General features: G+C 50.4%; 20 protein-coding genes. 7 read left to right on the plus strand and 13 right to left on the minus strand.

Translation table 11 applies throughout. The features are described from left to right. Positions 1–49: 49 nt before the first annotated feature. Genes REH51_RS00515 through REH51_RS00530 form a run of 4 tightly spaced genes read left to right on the plus strand, consistent with a single transcriptional unit; the run spans position 50 to position 3,434 of the window. Positions 50–1,258 carry an MFS transporter gene (locus tag REH51_RS00515; RefSeq protein WP_498936602.1) on the plus strand — a complete coding sequence of 403 codons (1,209 nt, stop codon included), beginning with the start codon at positions 50–52 and terminating at the stop codon, positions 1,256–1,258. Beyond that, entirely contained in the window at positions 1,255–1,386 is a 132-nt protein-coding gene (locus REH51_RS00520; RefSeq protein ID WP_009724695.1) for a hypothetical protein, read from the plus strand. The genes REH51_RS00515 and REH51_RS00520 overlap by 4 nt, the downstream gene beginning before the upstream one ends. A 30-nt stretch (positions 1,387–1,416) precedes the next feature. Beyond that, positions 1,417–1,866 (plus strand): ion channel, encoded by a 450-nt coding sequence (locus REH51_RS00525; protein ID WP_498936604.1) that lies wholly within the window; start codon positions 1,417–1,419, stop codon positions 1,864–1,866. 29 nt (positions 1,867–1,895) lie between these two features. Further along, the gene (locus REH51_RS00530) at positions 1,896–3,434 is read left to right on the plus strand and encodes a cation:proton antiporter domain-containing protein (protein WP_498936606.1); all 1,539 of its coding nucleotides are present in this window, start codon (positions 1,896–1,898) and stop codon (positions 3,432–3,434) included. Here the strand turns inward: REH51_RS00530 and REH51_RS00535 are convergent. From REH51_RS00535 to REH51_RS00545, 3 genes are read right to left on the minus strand one after another with little or no spacing between them, the layout of a single operon-like run. After that, positions 3,419–4,381, minus strand: coding sequence for a metal ABC transporter permease (locus REH51_RS00535; RefSeq protein WP_498936608.1), 963 nt, complete (start codon positions 4,379–4,381; stop codon positions 3,419–3,421). The two genes, REH51_RS00530 and REH51_RS00535, sit on opposite strands and share 16 nt — an antisense overlap. Beyond that, positions 4,381–5,199: a metal ABC transporter ATP-binding protein gene (locus REH51_RS00540; protein ID WP_009724691.1), complete on the minus strand. Its 819-nt coding sequence runs from the start codon at positions 5,197–5,199 to the stop codon at positions 4,381–4,383. The genes REH51_RS00535 and REH51_RS00540 overlap by 1 nt, the downstream gene beginning before the upstream one ends. A gap of 6 nt (positions 5,200–5,205) precedes the next feature. Then, positions 5,206–6,126: a metal ABC transporter substrate-binding protein gene (locus REH51_RS00545; RefSeq protein ID WP_498936610.1), complete on the minus strand. Its 921-nt coding sequence runs from the start codon at positions 6,124–6,126 to the stop codon at positions 5,206–5,208. Positions 6,127–6,278: 152 nt separating this feature from the next. On the opposite strand from REH51_RS00545, the gene mntR reads away from it, so the two are divergent. Then, positions 6,279–6,755 (plus strand): manganese-binding transcriptional regulator MntR, encoded by a 477-nt coding sequence (gene mntR / locus REH51_RS00550; RefSeq protein WP_009724689.1) that lies wholly within the window; start codon positions 6,279–6,281, stop codon positions 6,753–6,755. Positions 6,756–6,769: 14 nt separating this feature from the next. Here mntR and REH51_RS00555 read toward each other — a convergent pair whose 3' ends face one another. From REH51_RS00555 to REH51_RS00565, 3 genes are all read right to left on the minus strand, one after another. Next, positions 6,770–7,486 (minus strand): RES family NAD+ phosphorylase, encoded by a 717-nt coding sequence (locus REH51_RS00555; RefSeq protein WP_009724688.1) that lies wholly within the window; start codon positions 7,484–7,486, stop codon positions 6,770–6,772. Then, positions 7,480–7,878: an antitoxin Xre-like helix-turn-helix domain-containing protein gene (locus tag REH51_RS00560; RefSeq protein ID WP_009724687.1), complete on the minus strand. Its 399-nt coding sequence runs from the start codon at positions 7,876–7,878 to the stop codon at positions 7,480–7,482. Before REH51_RS00560 ends, REH51_RS00555 begins: the two co-directional genes overlap by 7 nt. A gap of 161 nt (positions 7,879–8,039) precedes the next feature. Continuing rightward, complete coding sequence (locus tag REH51_RS00565; protein ID WP_009724686.1) at positions 8,040–8,819, minus strand: DUF3750 domain-containing protein; 780 nt, start codon at positions 8,817–8,819, stop codon at positions 8,040–8,042. Positions 8,820–9,105: 286 nt separating this feature from the next. Here REH51_RS00565 and REH51_RS00570 point away from each other — a divergent pair, with 286 nt between their 5' ends. Together REH51_RS00570 and REH51_RS00575 are read left to right on the plus strand one after the other, a co-directional pair. Next, entirely contained in the window at positions 9,106–10,569 is a 1,464-nt protein-coding gene (locus tag REH51_RS00570; protein WP_009724685.1) for a carbohydrate porin, read from the plus strand. A 210-nt stretch (positions 10,570–10,779) separates the two neighbouring features. Beyond that, positions 10,780–11,820: a LacI family DNA-binding transcriptional regulator gene (locus tag REH51_RS00575; RefSeq protein WP_498936612.1), complete on the plus strand. Its 1,041-nt coding sequence runs from the start codon at positions 10,780–10,782 to the stop codon at positions 11,818–11,820. Here the strand turns inward: REH51_RS00575 and REH51_RS00580 are convergent. The 7 genes from REH51_RS00580 to REH51_RS00610 form a co-directional block, all read right to left on the minus strand. Beyond that, entirely contained in the window at positions 11,806–12,561 is a 756-nt protein-coding gene (locus REH51_RS00580) for a TSUP family transporter (protein WP_498936614.1), read from the minus strand. The genes REH51_RS00575 and REH51_RS00580 overlap by 15 nt on opposite strands. Then, complete coding sequence (locus tag REH51_RS00585; RefSeq protein ID WP_009724682.1) at positions 12,561–14,582, minus strand: alpha-glucosidase; 2,022 nt, start codon at positions 14,580–14,582, stop codon at positions 12,561–12,563. Before REH51_RS00585 ends, REH51_RS00580 begins: the two co-directional genes overlap by 1 nt. 41 nt (positions 14,583–14,623) lie before the next feature. Continuing rightward, complete coding sequence (locus tag REH51_RS00590; protein WP_009724681.1) at positions 14,624–15,391, minus strand: SDR family NAD(P)-dependent oxidoreductase; 768 nt, start codon at positions 15,389–15,391, stop codon at positions 14,624–14,626. 8 nt (positions 15,392–15,399) lie between these two features. Beyond that, positions 15,400–16,848 carry an NAD-dependent succinate-semialdehyde dehydrogenase gene (locus tag REH51_RS00595; protein ID WP_009724680.1) on the minus strand — a complete coding sequence of 483 codons (1,449 nt, stop codon included), beginning with the start codon at positions 16,846–16,848 and terminating at the stop codon, positions 15,400–15,402. Positions 16,849–16,920: 72 nt separating this feature from the next. Continuing rightward, on the minus strand, positions 16,921–17,802 hold the full coding sequence (locus REH51_RS00600; protein WP_009724679.1) for an SMP-30/gluconolactonase/LRE family protein: 882 nt from the start codon (positions 17,800–17,802) through the stop codon (positions 16,921–16,923). Beyond that, positions 17,795–18,685: an aldose 1-epimerase gene (locus tag REH51_RS00605; RefSeq protein ID WP_009724678.1), complete on the minus strand. Its 891-nt coding sequence runs from the start codon at positions 18,683–18,685 to the stop codon at positions 17,795–17,797. The genes REH51_RS00600 and REH51_RS00605 overlap by 8 nt, the downstream gene beginning before the upstream one ends. A 1-nt stretch (position 18,686) precedes the next feature. Beyond that, positions 18,687–19,490 (minus strand): HpcH/HpaI aldolase family protein, encoded by an 804-nt coding sequence (locus REH51_RS00610; protein ID WP_498936615.1) that lies wholly within the window; start codon positions 19,488–19,490, stop codon positions 18,687–18,689. Between the last annotated feature and the right edge of the window lie 5 nt (positions 19,491–19,495).

Here is a 19,495-nt window from a genome sequence, read left to right on the forward strand (position 1 = left end):
TGATTAACGAGTTAAGTAATCATTAGCCTGAACAGTAACGAGACCTTAAATGGCTATCTCACGACATAGCACACTGTTTTTGATACTGCTGGCAAGCCTGGTTATTTCTACTGCCATGGGGCTTCGCCATGGCTTTGGGCTTTTCCTTGAGCCGATGAGCAGCGACTTCGGCTGGGGGCGCGGCGTGTTTGCATTCGCTCTCGCAGTTCAGAATCTTATCTGGGGCCTCTCACAACCGTTCACCGGTGCGCTGGCTGACCGTTTCGGAGCAGCTAGAATTATTGTCGTGGGGGCCGTTTTATATGTGGCTGGGCTGTGTTTTATGAGCTTTTCCACCAGCGCTCTAGGCATGACACTGAGCGCTGGACTGCTCATTGGTTTAGGCCTATCCGGCACGACATTCTCAGTGATTTTGGGCGCAGTAGGACGTGCGGTAGCCCCTGAAAAACGTAGTATGGCGATGGGCGTTGTGAGTGCTGCTGGCTCTTTTGGGCAGTTTGCAATGCTACCCGGCACACTAGGGCTGATTGAATGGCTTTGCTGGTCAGCAGCGCTACTGGCCATGGGTGCCATTGCTACGTTGATGATTCCCCTGGGGGCGATGCTAAAAGACCGTCCAAGGCCTAACGCACTGGGCGACCTAAGCTTGCGCGACGCGCTCAATGAGGCGGCCGGGCAGAAAGGTTTTTGGCTGCTGTGCCTGGGCTTTTTCGTCTGCGGCTTTCAAGTTGTGTTTATTGCGGTCCATCTGCCTGGGTACTTATTCGACAATGGGCTCGCCGTTCAGGTGGGCACTACGGTGCTGGCACTGGTTGGCTTGTTCAATATTGTGGGCACCTATACTGCGGGGTGGATGGGTGGAATTTGGTCGAAACCGCGCCTGCTTAGCTGGTTATACTTGATTCGTGGCGCGGTAATTGCCGCCTTTATCATGTTGCCACTGACAACTACCAGCGCTTATTTATTCGGTATCGCTATGGGCCTACTGTGGCTTTCAACCGTGCCGTTAACCAACGGTATTGTGGCGTCTGTGTTTGGTGTTCGCCATTTATCCATGCTGGGCGGCATTGTGTTTTTATTTCATCAGCTAGGATCATTTATGGGGGTCTGGCTTGGAGGCTACCTCTATGATCTTTCGGGTCATTACGACACTGTCTGGAAAATTGCCATTGTGCTCTCATTGGTCGCCGCTGGCCTGCACTGGTTTATTAGCGAAAAGCCATTGGCACGAAACATTGCTCCTCAGGTGATCTCATGAAGCAACTAACAGCGCTTGCACTGTTAATCGTATTAGCAACGCTACTGCTGGGTGGAGCGGCGCTAGCCTGGTGGGGCTGGCATTCGCTGGATAGCTCACTACTACTGTTTGGCAGCCGACTGTGCTGAATACTCAATAACAGCTGAGACGTTAATTACTTGATCATTCCATATCCCGAGCACGTGGCTGTCGTAATAACTACCGTTATCGTTGTTGTTCTGGCGGGGCTGCTTCACTATGAATCGTTGTGGTTAATATCACGACAAATTGAGCGTTCAAAGAAACCACATCGCCAGCGTATTCTTGGTATGGCATTTGGCGTTTTATTGACGCACATTGTTGAGATTTGGCTGTTTGGCGTAACCGGCTGGTGGTTAACTGAGCTCCTTGGCATAGGTGCATTAGAAGGTTATGAGAGCTTTAATGTTCTAGATTATATATTCTTCACTGCTGTCACCTACACCACCGTTGGCTATGGCGATATTTATGCAACGGGGCCAGTCCGGTTTTTATATGGAACTCTAGCATTAACAGGCTTTGTTCTGATTACCTGGTCGGCATCGTTCACTTTTATTGAGATGCAAAAACATTGGCGAGTGGGAAGATAACCAAGCCGTCCATCTAGTAAGGATTCAGCATGTTTGAAGTGTTAATTTTATCATTTGCTTTTATCTTTGGGATTATTGCCCGCCAGTTCAGCTTACCACCTCTGGTGGGATTTTTGGTCGCTGGCTTTGCACTCAACGCTTTTGGCCCCAGTGTGGGCCTCCCTAGTGAAGCAGGGCCGCTGCTGGAGCATCTTGCCCATTTAGGCGTTTTATTGCTGCTTTTCACTATCGGCCTAAAATTAAATATAAGGAGCCTTGCTGAGCCAGTCGTGTTAGGCAGTGCTTTCATACATCTAATCATTACTTCCTTATTTTTTACTATTAGCTTTGTCGTCTTCTTATCACTACCTATGGACAAAGCAATACTACTTGCCATCGCTCTCTCATTTTCAAGCACTGTCCTGGCCGCTAAAGTGCTTGAAGCTAAGCGAGAACTTCGGGCGCTCCACGGCCGGATCGCCATTGGCATTCTGATTATTCAGGACTTGGTCGCTATAGCTGTTCTAAGTTTCTATAGTGGTCAGTCACCTAGCCCATGGGCATTACTGGTATTTTTACTACCACTATTTAGACCTCTCCTTTATTGGTTCATGAGCGTTGCACAACATGATGAGCTGCTCGTCCTTTTTGGCGCTGTATTAGCAATTGCTGTTGGTGGTATGGGTTTTGAAGCAGTAGGTCTAAGCTCAGAAGTAGGTGCCTTAGTAATGGGGCTCTTGCTTGCAAAACACCCTCGCGCTCAAGAGCTTTCCAAAGCTTTATGGGGAGTGAAAGAAATACTACTAATCAGCTTCTTCTTACAAATAGGGATGGCTGGTTTGCCTGACACTGATGCGTTAATTTTTGCCGGTGTACTCGCCATTGTCTTACCCTTAAAAGGGCTGTTATTTTTTGCGCTCTTAATTGCATTCCGTATTCGAGCGCGCAACGCTTTTTTGGGCGGTTTAAGCCTCACCGCCTACAGTGAGTTTGGCCTAATCGTTGCTTCCGGTATTTTAGAGGAGTGGCTGGGGCCACTTGCAATCGCTGTTGCGTTGTCTTTTGTCATTGCAGCACCGCTGAACCGCTTGGCCCACGGGCTATTTGACCGCTGGGAAAACAAACTATTACGTTTTGAGCGTAATACTTACCATCCCGATGAACAGCCCGTAAACTTGGGCGGCGCTACCGTACTGGTACTGGGTATGGGGCGAACTGGAAGTGCTGCCTATGATTTTTTTAAGGAGAAGGGGCTGTCAGTTGCAGGCGTTGATTCTGATCCAACCAAAGCAGAGAACGAACGTCACGTTTCTTATGGCGATATAGAAGACGTAGGCTTCTGGCATCAACTAGATATTGCCGGACTCAAGGCAATAACATTAGCGACACCAGATCTGGAAAGTAAATTAATTGCAGCCCGAGAGCTACGTAAAGCAGGTTTTACAGGACAACTTTTTGCTGGCATAAATTTTCAAGATGAAGCCGCCCCACTACATGAAGCAGGGGTCAATCAAACTTACCTACTAATGACTGGTGCAGGCATTGGTATCGCGGAAAAAGCGTGGGAAAGCCTTCAATCTAATCCTTGAGTATTTGCACCAATCTTGCGATGTCGCCATAGGCGCATAAGTACACCATGCCTAGGTGAAAACAACAGTGCTAGAAAAAAGCAACCCGTCGCGACTAAGACAATCGTGCCACCGGAAGCTACATCTAGTGCATAGGAAAGCCAGAGCCCAATCACAGCCGAGCCAACGCCCACTGCTACAGAAATTAACAGCATTGTTTTAAAACGATCGGTTAACAGATGGGCAGTGGCTCCTGGGGTAATCAGCATCGCCACCACCAGGATGATACCAACGGTTTCCAGGTTAGCCACAATAGTCAGCGTTAGTAATAGGATCAGCCCGTAATGGATGATACCTGTATTAAAACCAAGCGCCTGTGCCTGGGTTGGATCAAATGCATAAAGCATTAACGGCCTGAAAGCGAGCCAAACGACTAATAAAGCAACAAGGCTGGCAGCCAAGGTAAGTAATAATGCCGACTGCTGAACACCCAGCACATTGCCAAACAAGATGTGCATTAAATGGGTACTGGAGGCAATTTTACTGATCAGTACAATGCCAAGCGCAAAGGCTCCGGTAAACATAATGCCCATGGCCGCATCTGACTTAATTCGAGTGTGGCGCTCGATGGCTCCTATCCCTAACGACGTCAACGCTCCCGTTACGAAAGCACCGACAAAAAAAGGCAGCCCGATCAAATAGGCGATGGCAACACCGGGAAGTACCGCATGAGAAATCGCATCACCCAACAGCGACCACCGTTTCAGCACCACGTAGCATGAGAGCATGCCGCAGATAGCGCCCACCATCATCGACGTCAACAACGCTCGCTGCATAAACGCATACTGAAACGCATCAGAAATGCTGTCTGGCAGAAGATTGACGGGCACCATAAGCGCTGCAATTAACCCACTGACTACTGCGCTGCTTAACGTATCTAACGGTTGTAACATCTCTATTGTGCCCATTACTTATGCGCCATCGCAGGAGCGCGACGCGTATAGTCGTTTGCCGACTGTTCAATGGAACTGACGGCTAGCTCGGCTAGCTTCGTATCGCTCAGCATCTCGTCAGGTGACCCTTCGCCACGAATAAAGCGGTTAATGAGTACGACATGATCAACATAACGACGTGCGCCAGGCATATCGTGGGTGACCATCACGATAGTTCTACCGGCTTCACGCTCGCGTTTTAATACATCCAGAATAAGCTGTTCGCTGGGTGGATCAACGCCCGCCAAAGGCTCATCTAGCAAAAGGATACGTGCGTCTTGAGCCAGTGCTCTAGCCAGCAAAACACGTTTCTTTTGACCGCCAGAGAGTGCTCCAATAGGCCGTTCCGCTAGCGCCAACATATCGACATCGCTCAACGCTTTCTGAACGGCTTGATGATGGTGGGCAGCCTGCCAACGCGCCGGCAACAATTGCCGCCATAAAGGATCTTGGCGCATATGGCCATACCGCGCGCTCATGACGGTGTCTCTCACTGAGATAGGAAAATCCCACTCAATCGCTTCGCGCTGAGCCATATACGCAATACTGCCCGCCTTGCGATGGCGTTCGATCGCTTCACCAAACGCTTCTACATGGCCCCGAAGCGGCTTCATACTACCCGTCAAAATATGAAACAGCGTCGACTTACCTGCGCCATTCGGCCCAACAATGGCGGTCCATTGGCCATCTGGAAACGCTAGACAAATATCTTCTAAAACAGGCTGACGCTGATAGGCTGCATAAAGCCCCTTTACTTCAATCGCAGCGATCTTACCTGAAACTGACGTGGTCATATAAACCTACTCGATTGCCAAGTAACGACGCAGTAGCTCCACGTTATGGCGTTGCATGGAAAAATAATCAGCGGCTTCACCATCAGGCTCGCTCAATGAGTCAACGTAAAGCGGCCCAGCAACGGGAAGACCTGTATCACGGGCAATACTGGTCACATGCCGATCTGAAATCGTGCTTTCCCAAAAAAGGGCTGCAGGCTGGCGCTCGTTAATCATGTCAATGACCCGCATCAGTTGCCGAGGAGAGCCTTCCGTTTCAGCATTCGTTCCCCAGATACCATCGTGTTCAAAATGGTAAGCATCCGAAAAATAGAGAAACGCCGCTTCGCTGGAGAGCAGAACTCGGCGCTCTTCAGGAATCACTTCAAGTGCCTCTTGCAGCTCAACATGCAGCTCATGGAGTTGATTCTCAAGCTGCGCGGCACGCTGCTGAATAGCGTCCGCTTTTTGCGGCAAGCTATCTTCAAGCACGTTGGCTATTGCCTGCACATAGGCGCCAGCTGCACGAGGATCCATCCATAAGTGTGGATCAACGTCGCCTTCCATTTCTCCCGTCACAATAGATTGGGTGGGATACTCCGACGCCTCAGCAACCGCCACAATCGGCACATTAGCCGGAACCGTTGCTTCCACTTGACGCATCCATTGCTCTAACTGATAGCCGTTGTAAAACACGACATCAGCATCTTCTAACGCGGCAAAGTTATCGGGCGTCAGTTCCCATTCATGCACTTCAGCATTCACAGGGGTAAGCACAGTGACGTTGGCATCATCCCCCGCCACTTTCTTGACCAAATCACCTAAGACAGAAAACGTAACCGCTACATTGATAGGCGCCTGATTCAGCTCTTGCGCCTGCGCAGAGGACATAAAGCCTGAAAGGCCCAATGAGGCGCTTACCATTACCCAGCCATACTGCTTGGTCATTATTTCTTTCTCCTGTGCTAGGATCCAATAAGTACAACTGTAGCTCAATAAAAAAGCTATGTGCAAACAGTTTAGCCTTGGCTAACAATTATCTAAAAAAATGAGCTACCATCACCAATTAACGTTTCCACTAACCTTGATAAACTTTGCCAATGAGTGAATACCAACAGCAACACTCTCCTAATGCATACGGCCAAGATGGAGATGCGCTACCTCCCGTGGAACAGCATGCACAGCAATACGAGGCGGTGCGTAATGCCCACGAAACGGAGCTGATCGAAGATTATGTCGAGTTAATCGGTGACTTATTACGCCACCGTGGAGAAGCGCGCGCAGCAGATATCGCTAACCGAATGGCCGTTAGCCAAGCCACCGTCTCTAAAATGATTCGTCGCTTAAATGAGCTCGGCCTAGTGACAAGCAAGCCCTATCGCTCGCTTTTCTTGACCGAAGAAGGGCAAAAAATGGCCGAAATTTCCCGGTCACGCCACGATGTGGTGCTGCATTTCTTGCGTGCTCTTGGGGTCGATGACAGTACAGCGCGTATTGATGCAGAAGGCATGGAACATCATGTTAGTGATAAAACGCTCACGATCATGCAGCGCTTCACTGAGCAGCAGAAATCATAATTGTCCTGCTGAATTCACTTGATTGGCAACGCTGAGAGGCGGTTCACCTGGGTTATTCGCCCGTTCCAGATCATCTCAATATGAGTGGTCTGGATAATATCCTGAACGAACTGAGGCGTCATTAACGCCCAGCAAGTGGCATCTGGTTGCCGAACGGAATGATAACGCAGACCAGCACGCTTCTCTTTACGAAGCTCTCCACCTAGCCTCCGCGCTGCTTGGTAATCGTCGGCATCATAAATGGCATGAGACGGCGGAAGAACCAACCCATCACAACATGCTTTTTCATCAAAAATACACTTAAGCCCACGGAAGATAAACCGTTCAAAATGCAGCGATGGTACGTTCTTCCAATAATTTTCCTGGTGGTGCCTCACTTCATTTATTGCCGTTGGAAATGCATCCGCAATGTAAAGCACACCAAAACTGCCGTCGCTAAAACGCGAACCATCCGGATTAACATGGGTAAAAGGCGCTGTCGCATAAGAGCACCCTCGAATACCAAAAGGAATTTCGTTGTGAGGAATAAGCCCTAAATCGCCAATCTCGTTACGCAGCCTTGGATTCGTCAGTGCCTGCAGGGCATAAAGCGCTTCAAACTCTTCAAGGCTAGCAACATCGTCAAACAGCCCAATGGGAGGAAACTTGCTATTGACTAAGCGATACCCCTCAACCTCTTGCGGCTTGCACAGCGGTAGCGAACCTTCGTTTATTCCCACCGAATCTACCACTGGGCGCCTCGTAAGCTATCGATACGCTTAAATGTTTCATAAAGTGCTGCGAAATCCCCAGTGCCAATCACCTCGAGCGGCGTGCGCCCATTAAAGTAAGGATTGTGATTTGCCATAGAGACGAACCCGTAAACATTGTCAGGGTTCTCAAACAACATTCGTAGCGCCGCATGAATATTGAGCAAATAACTAATTCGTGCCAGCTGGTCACTGTCTAGCTTGATCTCAGCCAAATCCCCCCTCCGCGCGCGGGCATAGCTGCTGTGGGAGACTCGTAGAATAGATTCGCCCTGCTCGCCTGTCGCCCTCCATTTATCCAAAATACGTACAGCGGCTTTTAAGCCAACCGCAGCGGCGGCCTTGTCCTGAATAATATTGCTGGCTGTTTGCATAAGCACTTCCCTCTCTATCCACACCCACCTATCTACACCCACCTATCTACACCCACCTATCTACAGATACTAAATCAATATATATATATCTACAAACACTGTATTTATAAACACAACTCAGGGTAAACAACTATCAGCCTTGTTCCGCAACATTCCACTTATCAGATACCTCCACCTTGGCCGTTATTCCCCATTACTTTCGCAGGCATACCGAGTCGCCCTATTCCAGGCAGCTTTATAGCAGGTCGCATAAAGTCGATGCCCGCGCTCAGTCCCAGCAGGTTAATTTCCACCCCCTCTTCAAGCGCAAACATAATACCCACAACACCACCAAGGGACAGCTGATAGCCAGAACCACTGGGTGCGGTAGTAGCTACAGCATTAAACAAATAATCTTTACCTACCGCAGTTGTCGGCAGTGCAACGTCTAAGCCATCAACTTCCCGAATCACCCAAGCAATAAAACTATTGCTGTTAGGGCCTGGCCATACCCGATAAAGATCAGCCTGGGGGTAGCGCGCAACGGCGTCAGCAATATTCGGAATCAAGCGTGCCGCCTCAGAACCGCGGTAATCAGCTAGCAGTTCAGGCGGATGCCCAAACCACGCCCTGTCAGGCGTATCTATTGACGAAACAACGGTTGGCCGACGCCAGCTCAACACCTGGTGAAGTCGATAGTCCGCAGCCCCCTCTGCTTTCGTTGCAATCCAGATGTGAACACCAAACGCCCCGCGCCAGTTATAAGCACGAGCGGCATACACCTGAACAACGGCTTCTTGTATCTGCGCAGGGTCTGGCGCCAAGCCCGCTGAAGAGCGGTCAAGAGTCGACCAGTGCCCCTCGGTATTCACTTGATTGCTCGCTAGTATCCAGACAGGTCCAGCAAGTAATAGGGCCAATAACACAACTAGCCCGAATAGCCAGCGCAACATGATTTTCATAGCATCACCCAGAACAGTACAAGGCTTGTTATAAGCGTGGTTAATGGCATATCGCAAGGCGCTATATTAACGATTTAGAGGGTGATGAGTTGAATGAAATAAATCTTAATTTCAAATATAAAAAATAATCGTAAAAGAATATTAAACATGCAGTTTATTTAATCAAATAACGCATTAATCGACTAAAGTCTACTATTAATAGATTTTCGTAGCGCTACGATATGCCAATCGTAGCGCTACGAAAATAGACAACAACAACATTTCTCATTAGCAAAGGATCGACGTTATGGCTTTCTACTTCAGAACCTTACCTATTGCAGCTGCCGTCGCGCTGGCGACTGCTCCGTTTTCAGCCCAAGCAAACGAAACGTCGATTGAAGCCAGGCTTGCAGAGCTAGAACGCCAGCTAGAAGCTACTCGTGCAGAGTTAGCGGCACAAAACACAAGCGCCCCTGTTGAAGACACTGAAACAAGAATCTCTGCTCTCGAACGACGCGCCTCAGGGCAGGAAGGGTTATCGCTGAGTGGCTACGCGCGCTCAGGACTACTTTTAAGTGATGAAGGCAAAAGCATTAGTGGTGGCCCTTATGTAACCCCAGCGGGCCCGTTAGGTGGCGCAGTGGGTCGATTAGGTAATGAGCCGGACACCTACGTCAACGCAATGTTTAACTTACGCCGTCAACATGATAACGGGGCAAACTCCCTGTTCCGAGTTGCCATTGCTGACTCTGTATCCACCAGCAACGACTGGACCTCGGAAGAATCTCAGCTCAACGTACGACAAGTGTACGTTGAGCTGGATAACTTACCGAGCTTTACAGGTGCTTTCGAAGACGCCTCTATTTGGGCAGGTAAACGTATTGACCGCGATACGTTCGATATACATTGGCTAGATACGGACGTTGTATTTTTGGCCGGCACGGGCGCCGGTATCTACGACATGAATTTCAGTGACAACTGGCGTTCTAATTTCGCGCTATATGGCCGCAGTTTCAGTGACTTCCCCGTTGGTGAACGCGACGACCCGGGTACCGGCAGTACCGATAGCCTCACACTAAGCAGTAACAATTACGTAGGTAATTGGCAGTTTATGGTTAATGCGATCTCTGCGGCGGATAACGATGACCGCTTAATAGAAAACGGGGATACCGCTGCAAATAGTGGTGCTCATGGAATGGTCGCTTACCATGGGGATTCTTTCTTCGGCTTATCAGAAGGTAACTTTAAAGTTGCCTTACTCCATGGTCAGGGACTTGGCGCCGAGGTTAAACGGATAGGTGCCAATGGCGATTTATTAGACGATGCCCAAGCGACTCGGCTTGCCCTGTATGGCACGACCTACCTCTCTCCCAACTGGCGTTTAGCGCCATCATTACTTGCTGAAGTAAGCGATGACCGTTTCGCAGAAGGCGACAACTATCGCTGGGCAACGGTGAACGCACGCTTAGCCAATGAAATCACCAGCAACTTTGAAATGCAGTATGAGCTTAGCTATCAATTTATGGATCTGGATCCAGCCGGCTATAAAGGGCGTAACGCTGTCAGCGGCAACTTTGGTAAAGCGACCATCGCTCCCACCTTCAAGCCTAATGTTGGAGGCTTTTGGCAGCGCCCTGAAATTCGCTTGTTCGCCTCCTATACCGATTGGGACAAGGAGCTGAACAACTATGACAGCGGTGATGCATTTGGTAGTGAAGGATTCACTGGTGGTCAATGGAGCTTCGGAGTGCAAGCAGAAACATGGTTTTAGATTAGCGCGATTAGATGTTTGACATCTAGCTTACTGTGCATTGTTAGACCCGCTTCCCCATGGAAACAGCCTTTCCATGGGGCTTTTTATTTCAATCTTATATTCGGAGCGCTAGGAAAATAAAGAATTATGTTATGATCAAGCGACTTAAAAAATAAGCAACATAATTTTCTGTCTAGTTATAGCATTGATCCAAGGAAGCCTTTCTCCATGTCTAACAAGCTGCGCGCTAGGCGCTCTACTCAGCGTGTCACAATGAATGACGTGGCCAAACTTGCCGACGTTTCGGCAAGCACAGTCTCTCTCTATTTACGTAAACCGGATGAGGTTTCAACCCAACTCGGTAAAAGAATCCAGAGTGCAATCGACACGCTTGGTTATGTTCCCAACCTTATGGCTGGCGCGTTAGCTGCCGCACGCACGCGGGTCATTGGTGTTGTTGTTCCTTCCATGGTTAATGCCATATTTGCCTCGACTGTTAATACCATGCAAAAAACACTGGGCGCAGAGGGATCCCAGCTGCTGTTAGGCCACAGTGACTACGAGGAAGCAGAAGAAGAAGCCGCAGTAAGAACATTTCTATCCTGGTCACCAAGCGCTATGGTCTTGACCGGCTTGACCCATAGCCGCGAAACCCGTCGTATGCTGAGCAACTCCAACGTGCCAGTCGTGGAAATGTGGGAACTAGGCTCTAACCCATTAGATACGCTCGTAGGGTTTTCTCACCATGATGTGGGATACACCCAAGCCCGTCACCTAATTGAGGCTGGCTGTCAACGTATCGCCTTCATTGGTACACGCTTAAGTGTCGATGAACGTGCAAAACAGCGCTGCAGAGGTAGCGAAAAAGCTATTCAAGACCTGATGGGTAGTCAACATGCACGTGTGATCGACTGTGGCTCAGGGCGAATGGCAGAAGCCGCCAGCCGAGCATTTGCAGACCTCATCGCCAGCCACCCAACTATCGATGGCATTGTATTTTCCAACGACATGCTGTCTTTAGGTGCTTTAGGCGAGGCTCAACGGCAAGGAATTCGAGTCCCCGATGATATTGCGATGATCGGCTTTGGCGATATGGATTTCAGCAATTGTACGCTTCCCTCGCTTTCAACGATCCGCCCGCCTCGAGAAGAAATTGGTGAAGCAGTGGCTCAAAGTGTCTTACGAAGAATGCAGGATCTCCCACAAGAGAAGCGCATAGATATCGGTTTCGAATTATTACCGCGGGGGAGTAGCTTACGCACTAAGTAATGCTGACCCACAAAGGCTCAGACCAGAAGCAAAAAGCATTAAAAAGGCGACACGACGTAAATTTGCTTCCGTCAAAGGTGGTGGATAACGCCGCCCTAGCCAAGTGAAGAGCACTACTACCGGAATGGCGACAATGGCTAATAGCAGGATACTAGCGTCTAAGCGTCCTTGAATACCGACAATCACTAAACGCTGCAAAGAGTTAATCGCAAAGATAAGCAAAAGACAGTCACGAATGACTGCCAAGCTTAGTGGCTGTCGATAAAAAAGAAATACCAGTGGTGGCCCAGAGGTAGAAAACATCCCCCCCATGAAGCCAGACAAGCCCCCAAAGAAAAGAAAGGAAGCTCGACTGGCTCTGGTTTTCCTCGGTAAAGGGTGCACGACTAACATTAGACTGCTAATAAGAATTGCCACGCCAAGTATCAGCTGCAACCAGTGCACATGATGGCCACTCAATGCATCTAGTACCCACACACCAAAGATCAGCGTGGCAAAACCGCTTAGCGAACACAGCAGTACTATCTCGCGATCTAAATTCCCCATATTTCGATAAAGCGCTAATGCACAGTTAAACAGACTGAGAATGCTGATAAGAATTGCAACGATCGCTACCGGCGCAAGGCCAGACAGCACCACACCTCCCATCAGAATCAAGCCAAAAGCGAAACCAGTGACTGTCTGAGCATAGGTGGCAAGCGCCACCCAGCCCAGTAACATCATCATATCGGGAGCTGCCATTACGCCTGCCCTGCCAGCGCAGTAAATAAGGCGAGCCAATCACTATCACTACGATAAAAAACCGGCGGTTTTCCAACGGGGGCCGGCACTGTCACACGTTGGCCTCCCGCATAGTGTTCACCACTCCAAAGGTGAACCCACTCCACCCCATGGGGCAAATATGCAGACCAATCAAGATGCCCAGCCTGATGTACCGGTGCCACCAGCACATCAGGGCCTAGCAAATACTGATCTTGAATATCGTAACACTCCAGGTCAGTCTCGAAATGCAGAAACAATGCACGCTGCACCGGTATTCCACGAGCGCTCCCTTCCGACACTAACTGTTTTAAATAAGGCGTAAGAGAAACATAGATCCGACTCATCCGGGCCAAATGAGCAGCGACCGCAGGGTCATCAAACCATTGGGTATTTTTGGTAGGGCGATTTGATTCATGAGTACGCATCACCGGTGTAAAGGCAGCCATTTCGGCCCAGCGCATATGCAGCTCAGCATTCCGCTTGTTACCGAATAAGCTGGTATACCCGCCAATGTCACTGTGGTGGAAAGCATTGCCCATTAAGCCAGACGAGAGTGCAGCACAAATAACGGTGCCTAGCCCATCATGGCGAGAGAAATCCACCGACTGATCACCTGCCCAGAGCAAGGGGCAGTGAGCTTGCACTCCACTGTAACCCGCGCGCATAAAGAACGTGGTCTCGTCGGTTAGCCCTGCCTCGGCAATAGCCTCCGCATTAATTTGAGCCCAGCGTACTGGCCAGCGATTATGCTCTTGCTTCGCCGAAACACCATTACTTAGTTTGACATCAATAGGCAGGTATTCACCAAAATCAGCCATCCAACCGCTAAGCCCTAAATCAAGCATTTCACGCTTGATAATCACGTCTTTAAACCAAGTGCATGCGGCTTCATCGGTGAAGTCCACCACGCCACAGTAAAATTCGCCAAAATCAACAAGTGCGGTATTGCCCTGCTCATTGGTCGCTAAGTATCCCGCCGCTTCCGCTTCTGGAAAAAGGCTACCATCGACGCACAAATACGGGTTCACGTATCCTAGAAAACGTACGTTTCGCTCACGTAACTCAGCGATCAAGCGTTCAAGATGCGGATAGCGCTCCGGCTGCCAACGCCAGTCCCAGAATAGCCGAGTCCCAAAACTTGTTTCCCTAACTCCGGTCCAGTCCTCACACCATAAAGCCGATACTGCCATATCATGATTCAGCGCTTCCGCCAGCATCTTTTCCGCATGGGCCTGGCCTCGTTTAAGACCTAAAATAACCCCGTTATACACCCAGTCTGGCAATGGCGGCTGGCGACCAAACGTGGCACTGATCTTTTCAACTAGCGTCAGGAAGGTGGGCGCGCTGCGTAACAGAATTGTTGCAGGCACTCCCCACACCTGCATTTCATGGAATGTGCCCTGACGGAAATCAAAGTCCGCATAGTCATACGTTTCAATATGACAGAAATAGCGCCGAGAAGAGACGAAGGTAGGCTGTGGGTAGTTAGTGTTGTAATAGTCGCCACCGGCACGATTAACCACATCAGACTGCCAGGTAACGTAGGTGGTCTTGTCTCGCCCAACTCCGGGTTCAGAGGTCCAAAGAGGAAAGTGACGTCCCCGCAAATTGAAATAGGACATCTGCTCGCCACAGCCCCATACATGCTCTTGCTCGTCAGCTGCAAGCCGCATCCAAAAACGATTAATATCGTTGGCTACGTTCTGGATATCAAGCTGTATGCCATCTTCAAGTAACCGTACATTGATCGACAGCTGGAGGTCATCATCCTTGTGACGGCGTAATTCGAGCTGCATTCCTGCTTCACGGTCAGTCACCGTCAAATGGCGCAGTGCTTCTCGGCTTTCAAGATAGTCCTGTATCTCAAAATTACCGCAGTACATCTCCATTTTTTCACGCCCATAGCCTATAAAGAAAGCCGGTGACTTTGGCGTATGTACAAGAAGATCCTCACCACCCATACTCAGGCGGAGTTGATCGCGTTGGTAGGTGACTTGCATAGGTGCATCCAGAGTGTCGGCGTCGCCTAAGCGACCGCCGTTTAATTAAGAGTAAGTCCAGCGTCAACAATGAAATTTTGGCCTGTACAACCGCGACTCTCATCAGAGCCCAAAAATAGCGCTAGCCTCGCCACATCATCTGCTCTTAGCCGAAACTTCAACGCTTGCTGATCAAGGAAGCGTTGATTAACTTCCGGAGTCAGCCACAGCCGTTCCTGACGCTCAGTTAAAATAGCACCGGGCACTAACGAATTAACCCTGATACCATGCTCACCAAGCTCTTGCGCCAAGGTACGCGTTAAACCATTGATAGCAGCTTTGGCAGCGGTGTACCCCACCATCCCTGGCCGTCCCCTCATCCAAGAGATAGAACCTAAGTTAATCACAGCGCCTTGACCTTCCGCTTTCATCGCAGGCAGTACCGCCTGAGTAGCAAAGACATGATGACGCAGATTAATGGCCTGACAGTTATCCCAATAGTCTGGGGTTAACTCTTCCAGGGTATGCCGATCATCAAGACCGGCATTGTTGATCAATACCTGAGTCGGTCCTTGGGCAACTTCAATGTCGGCAATAACTGCTTGCAACCGCGAGATATCCCGCACATCACAAAAATAAAAACGCGCTTTATCGCCCAACTCAGAGGCCAGGCTCTCTCCTGCAGTACGATCAATATCAAGAAAGGCAACGCTGGCTCCCTGAGCGATATAGGCCTTAACTAATTCAGCCCCTATCCCTGATGCACCACCGGAGATAATAACGCGCTTTCCATTAAGCGATTGATAAGTAACATCACAGTAATCGTTCATGAATTGCCTCACTCAATCGCCATATTGATATACTTGGTTTCGAGGTAATCCTCGATTCCCTGACGAGCTCCTTCCCTACCAAGACCTGACTGCTTAACACCGCCAAAAGGTGCTTCACAAGTAGAAACGTGGCCGTTGTTAATGCCCACCATGCCATAATCAAGTGCTTCAGAAAGCCGCCAGGCTCGGCCTAAATCGCGGGTGTAGCAATAAGCCGCAAGACCATATTCCGTCGCGTTCGCAAGACGAATGACTTCCGCTTCATCCTGAAAGCTAAACACGGGAGCTAATGGGCCAAAGGTTTCTTCATTGAAACAGTCCATCTCAGGCGTCGCACCGGTAATAACAGCAGGCGTAAGGAAGTTAGCCCCACGGCGCTCACCGCCTTGTAACAGGGTAGCGCCTTTCGCCACCGCATCATTAAGCTGCTCCATCACTTTGTCAGCGGCAGCGGCATCAATGAGCGGGCCAACCTGAACACCTTCTTCAGCGCCATCACCGACCTGTAGCTTGGCGACTTCTTGGGCAAGCCTAGCTGCAAAAGCATCGTGAATACCTGCTTGAACGAAAATACGGTTGGCGCAAACACAGGTTTGCCCTGCATTGCGGAATTTCGCCTGCATCACACCTTCTATGGCCTTCTCCAGATCAGCGTCGTCGAACACGATAAAAGGCGCATTACCCCCCAGCTCCATAGACACTTTCTTAACAGAATCAGCACACTGTCGAAGCAACAACTTGCCAACACCGGTGGAGCCAGTAAACGTCAACTTACGTACTTTTGGGCTCTCGGTCATCGCGCGGCCAATAGCGCGAGCGTCACCCGTCACTACATTAACAACCCCGTCTGGGATGCCAGCGCGCTGGGCCAGCAAAGCCATTGCTAATGCCGAATAGGGCGTTTGCCCAGCAGGCTTGATAACGATGGTGCAGCCTGCCGCAAGTGCAGGCCCTGCTTTACGAGCAATCATCGCCGCTGGAAAGTTCCAAGGGGTAATCGCCGCACACACGCCAACGGGCTGTTTAATGACAAGTAACCGGCGATCGCTCTGAGGGCTAGGAATAACATCACCGTAAGTGCGCCGTCCCTCCTCAGCGAACCATTCAAAAAAACTGGCGGCAAAACCGATTTCGCCACGCGCTTCTGCAAGGGGCTTACCCTGCTCTGCCGTCATCAGCGCAGCCAAGTCATCTTGGTGCTCAAGCAATAAATCGTGCCAGCGACGCAGCATTGCACCCCGCTCTTTAGCTGATCGCGCTTGCCACGCAGGCAACGCCTCTTCAGCCGCATCGATAGCGCGCAGTGTCTCTGCTTCACCGAGGTGAGGCACCCGACCCAGCACGCTCCCATCAGCGGGGTTAGTGACGTCATCAAACTGGTTATCATCAGCGCTAATCCAACTCCCACCCACAAGACAAGCATCGCGTTGTAGTGTGGCATCTTTTAACTTGAGCATTGCTGTGTCCTCTAAATAGTTATTCGTTCATTAACGTGAGTGCTTTAACGCTAGTGGCTTAACATCAGCAACTTAACCTCGGAACATAGGCTCGATTTGCCCTGCCACATCGACACGCATAGCAAACAGGTTCCCAGATTCGGGATAAGCCTCAAGCTCATCTGCAGGTCGGCCGTGACGCGCTGATGTAACGTACAGCGTTTTAAGATCGGGTCCGCCAAACGCGCACATCGTCGGGCACCTTGCGGGTACAGCATATTCAGCAACAATCTCGCCTGTTGGCGATAGCCGAGCAATGCGCCCGCCTTCGTAAAGGGCTGTCCAGTAATACCCCTCTACATCGACAGCGGCCCCATCAGGACGACCATTACCAAAGGGAAATTGATGAAAGATCTCTCTTGGCCCAATGAGTTCACCACTTTCAGGATCCAGGGGATAACGATAGATCACATGATTTGGCGTATCTGAGTGATAGGCCCAGCGTCGATCTGGGCTGAACGCCACACCGTTGGAGACTTTGATGTCACCTGCCAGGCGTTGGCAGCTCAGGTCAGCACCGACCCGAAATAACGAGGCTGCTGGGGTATCGCGGGGCTCATGGATGGTACCCGCCCAGAAACGCCCCCAAGGGTCAACCCGCCCATCGTTAAAGCGACTAATCGTCGTATCAGCAACTGGACGAGCAAGACAATAAATAAGCTCTGCTTGTTCATTTAGCAGCCATAATCCCGATCGCAGACCTGCAATAAATCCCCCACCTTCACGCCGCCCGACACAACCAATGTTTTCAGGTAACGTCCAGCGGCGATTTTCACTTGTGAGCGGGTTGAAACGATTAAGACTAGGCGCTTCAATATCAACCCAATAAAGCGCTTGCTCGTCTTCAGCCCAGAGAGGGCATTCGCCTAAAGCGGCCTGGACAGGTAGGGCAGTTCGCAAGCTAGCATCAGCCATGATCTTCCTCGAGGTTCAATTGCAAATGGCAGGAGAAACTCTCTCCCGGGGCTAGGGTCTGCATACCGTGGGCGTGGGGCTTATCACTATTTAAAGCGGCGTTGGCATGACTGACTGGTTCAAGGGCAAAAAAGTCTTGCTGTTCAGGCGTAAAGAGCACCAAGTGACTCAGTTCCTCAGAGGCCAATAGCCGCAGGCGCAACCGATACTCTGGCCAGTGAATCTGCGCATGTCGTGACCAGCCTGTATAACAGTTATCTACGCCTGGCCACTCCAGCGGCCGCAAGTGGCAAAAATGCCACTTATCAGGAGGTGTGACCTGATGCGTGGGGAGTTGCCTATCATCATTAATCCATACAGACGCGGCGGCAAACTCAAGCTGCACTTTTGGCGTACGCTGAAAATAGGGATGCCAGCCCAACCCTGCCGGCATAGGGCGGGTATCGAGATTTTCAAGACTAAGCGTCAGGCTGACACGGTTGGGGCCTAGAGAAACTTCTTGAGTGACCTTGCAGCTCCACGGCCAGTCGGTATCTGGTAAATGGTGTAAAACCAAAGTGGCCCTGTCTTGGCTCTGCTCATCTTGGCGAACCAGCTCCCAGGCCCGCTGCCAGGCAAATCCGTGCAAACTGTGAGGGTGATTACCAAAATTACGTTTCAGGCAGATGGTTTCGCCTTGCCATGAAAAAGCGGCATCGGCGATTCGGTTTGAATAAGGCGCCAATACATAACCGCCACTATGCCGTGGCCCCTCAGGCAAGCTATCGCAACCCGACACCAGAGGCCTAAGAAGGTCTTGCCCTTTCCAGCGCAAATAGGAAAAAGCACCGCCACAACCAGGCAGCAGACTCGCCTCTAAATTGCCATGGCATAACGGAACCATATCAATACACGCCGCTATCTGCTGTATCAGCAACTTGGCCCTTGAGCGCTGCCACATACTCTTTAGCACGCGACATCATCATGCTCATATCTGAACCGACAGCGACAAAGCTGAAACCTTGAGCACGATAGCTGCTTACTAACCCTGGTTCCGCGCCAACAATGCCGCAAGGAAGCCCAAGCCGCTGACTATCCGCTACCGCTGCTGAAATCGCAGATTGCACCTCAGCGTGTCGAATGTCGCCAATACGCCCCATGGCGGCCGAAAGGTCACCTGGCCCCACGAACAAACCATCAATATTCTCAACGGCCGCAATGTCGTTCATAGCCGCCAGCGCCTCGGGCGTCTCTAACTGTAGAATGACGGCTATTTCTTCATCAGCACGCTGCAGATAATCCGCTACGGTGCCATAGCGGCTGGCTCGGTGCACTGCCGCAACGCCGCGATTTCCTTTACCCGGATAGCGGGTTGAGTTAACGGCTTGCGCCGCTTCTTCAGCATTTTGTATGTAGGGAAACATCAAGCTCTGAGCACCCCTATCCAGCACGCGTTTAACCATCACGGGATCATTCCAGGGAAGCCTGACCACCAGCTCCGCAGGAGTACCTGCCACTGCCTGCATAATAGCGATCGCTTGAGGCACATCCACAGGAACATGCTCCATATCGAGCACAAGAAAATCAAACCCCGCCCAGCCAATTGCTTCAGCCACATTGGGGCTAGCAGTCATTAACCAAGTGCCTACCGGAACCTTCGCGGGATCATGAAGCCACTGCTTGAAGCGATTTTTAGGAAGCGTTGTCATATTAT

It is taken from the genome of Halomonas bluephagenesis, from assembly GCF_054790765.1.

What these genes read in the sequence shown, in the direction of transcription:
- REH51_RS00590 (WP_009724681.1), bottom strand. Translation starts at nt 15,391, where the DNA reads ATGAACGATTACTGTGATGTTACTTATCAATCGCTTAATGGAAAGCGC.
- REH51_RS00535 (WP_498936608.1), bottom strand. Translation starts at nt 4,381, where the DNA reads ATGGGCACAATAGAGATGTTACAACCGTTAGATACGTTAAGCAGCGCA.
- REH51_RS00515 (WP_498936602.1), top strand. Translation starts at nt 50, where the DNA reads ATGGCTATCTCACGACATAGCACACTGTTTTTGATACTGCTGGCAAGC.
- REH51_RS00540 (WP_009724691.1), bottom strand. Translation starts at nt 5,199, where the DNA reads ATGACCACGTCAGTTTCAGGTAAGATCGCTGCGATTGAAGTAAAGGGG.
- REH51_RS00580 (WP_498936614.1), bottom strand. Translation starts at nt 12,561, where the DNA reads ATGGCAGCTCCCGATATGATGATGTTACTGGGCTGGGTGGCGCTTGCC.
- mntR (WP_009724689.1), top strand. Translation starts at nt 6,279, where the DNA reads ATGAGTGAATACCAACAGCAACACTCTCCTAATGCATACGGCCAAGAT.
- REH51_RS00600 (WP_009724679.1), bottom strand. Translation starts at nt 17,802, where the DNA reads ATGGCTGATGCTAGCTTGCGAACTGCCCTACCTGTCCAGGCCGCTTTA.
- REH51_RS00610 (WP_498936615.1), bottom strand. Translation starts at nt 19,490, where the DNA reads ATGACAACGCTTCCTAAAAATCGCTTCAAGCAGTGGCTTCATGATCCC.
- REH51_RS00520 (WP_009724695.1), top strand. Translation starts at nt 1,255, where the DNA reads ATGAAGCAACTAACAGCGCTTGCACTGTTAATCGTATTAGCAACGCTA.
- REH51_RS00575 (WP_498936612.1), top strand. Translation starts at nt 10,780, where the DNA reads ATGTCTAACAAGCTGCGCGCTAGGCGCTCTACTCAGCGTGTCACAATG.
- REH51_RS00585 (WP_009724682.1), bottom strand. Translation starts at nt 14,582, where the DNA reads ATGCAAGTCACCTACCAACGCGATCAACTCCGCCTGAGTATGGGTGGT.
- REH51_RS00530 (WP_498936606.1), top strand. Translation starts at nt 1,896, where the DNA reads ATGTTTGAAGTGTTAATTTTATCATTTGCTTTTATCTTTGGGATTATT.
- REH51_RS00560 (WP_009724687.1), bottom strand. Translation starts at nt 7,878, where the DNA reads ATGCAAACAGCCAGCAATATTATTCAGGACAAGGCCGCCGCTGCGGTT.
- REH51_RS00545 (WP_498936610.1), bottom strand. Translation starts at nt 6,126, where the DNA reads ATGACCAAGCAGTATGGCTGGGTAATGGTAAGCGCCTCATTGGGCCTT.
- REH51_RS00570 (WP_009724685.1), top strand. Translation starts at nt 9,106, where the DNA reads ATGGCTTTCTACTTCAGAACCTTACCTATTGCAGCTGCCGTCGCGCTG.
- REH51_RS00595 (WP_009724680.1), bottom strand. Translation starts at nt 16,848, where the DNA reads ATGCTCAAGTTAAAAGATGCCACACTACAACGCGATGCTTGTCTTGTG.
- REH51_RS00565 (WP_009724686.1), bottom strand. Translation starts at nt 8,819, where the DNA reads ATGAAAATCATGTTGCGCTGGCTATTCGGGCTAGTTGTGTTATTGGCC.
- REH51_RS00605 (WP_009724678.1), bottom strand. Translation starts at nt 18,685, where the DNA reads ATGGTTCCGTTATGCCATGGCAATTTAGAGGCGAGTCTGCTGCCTGGT.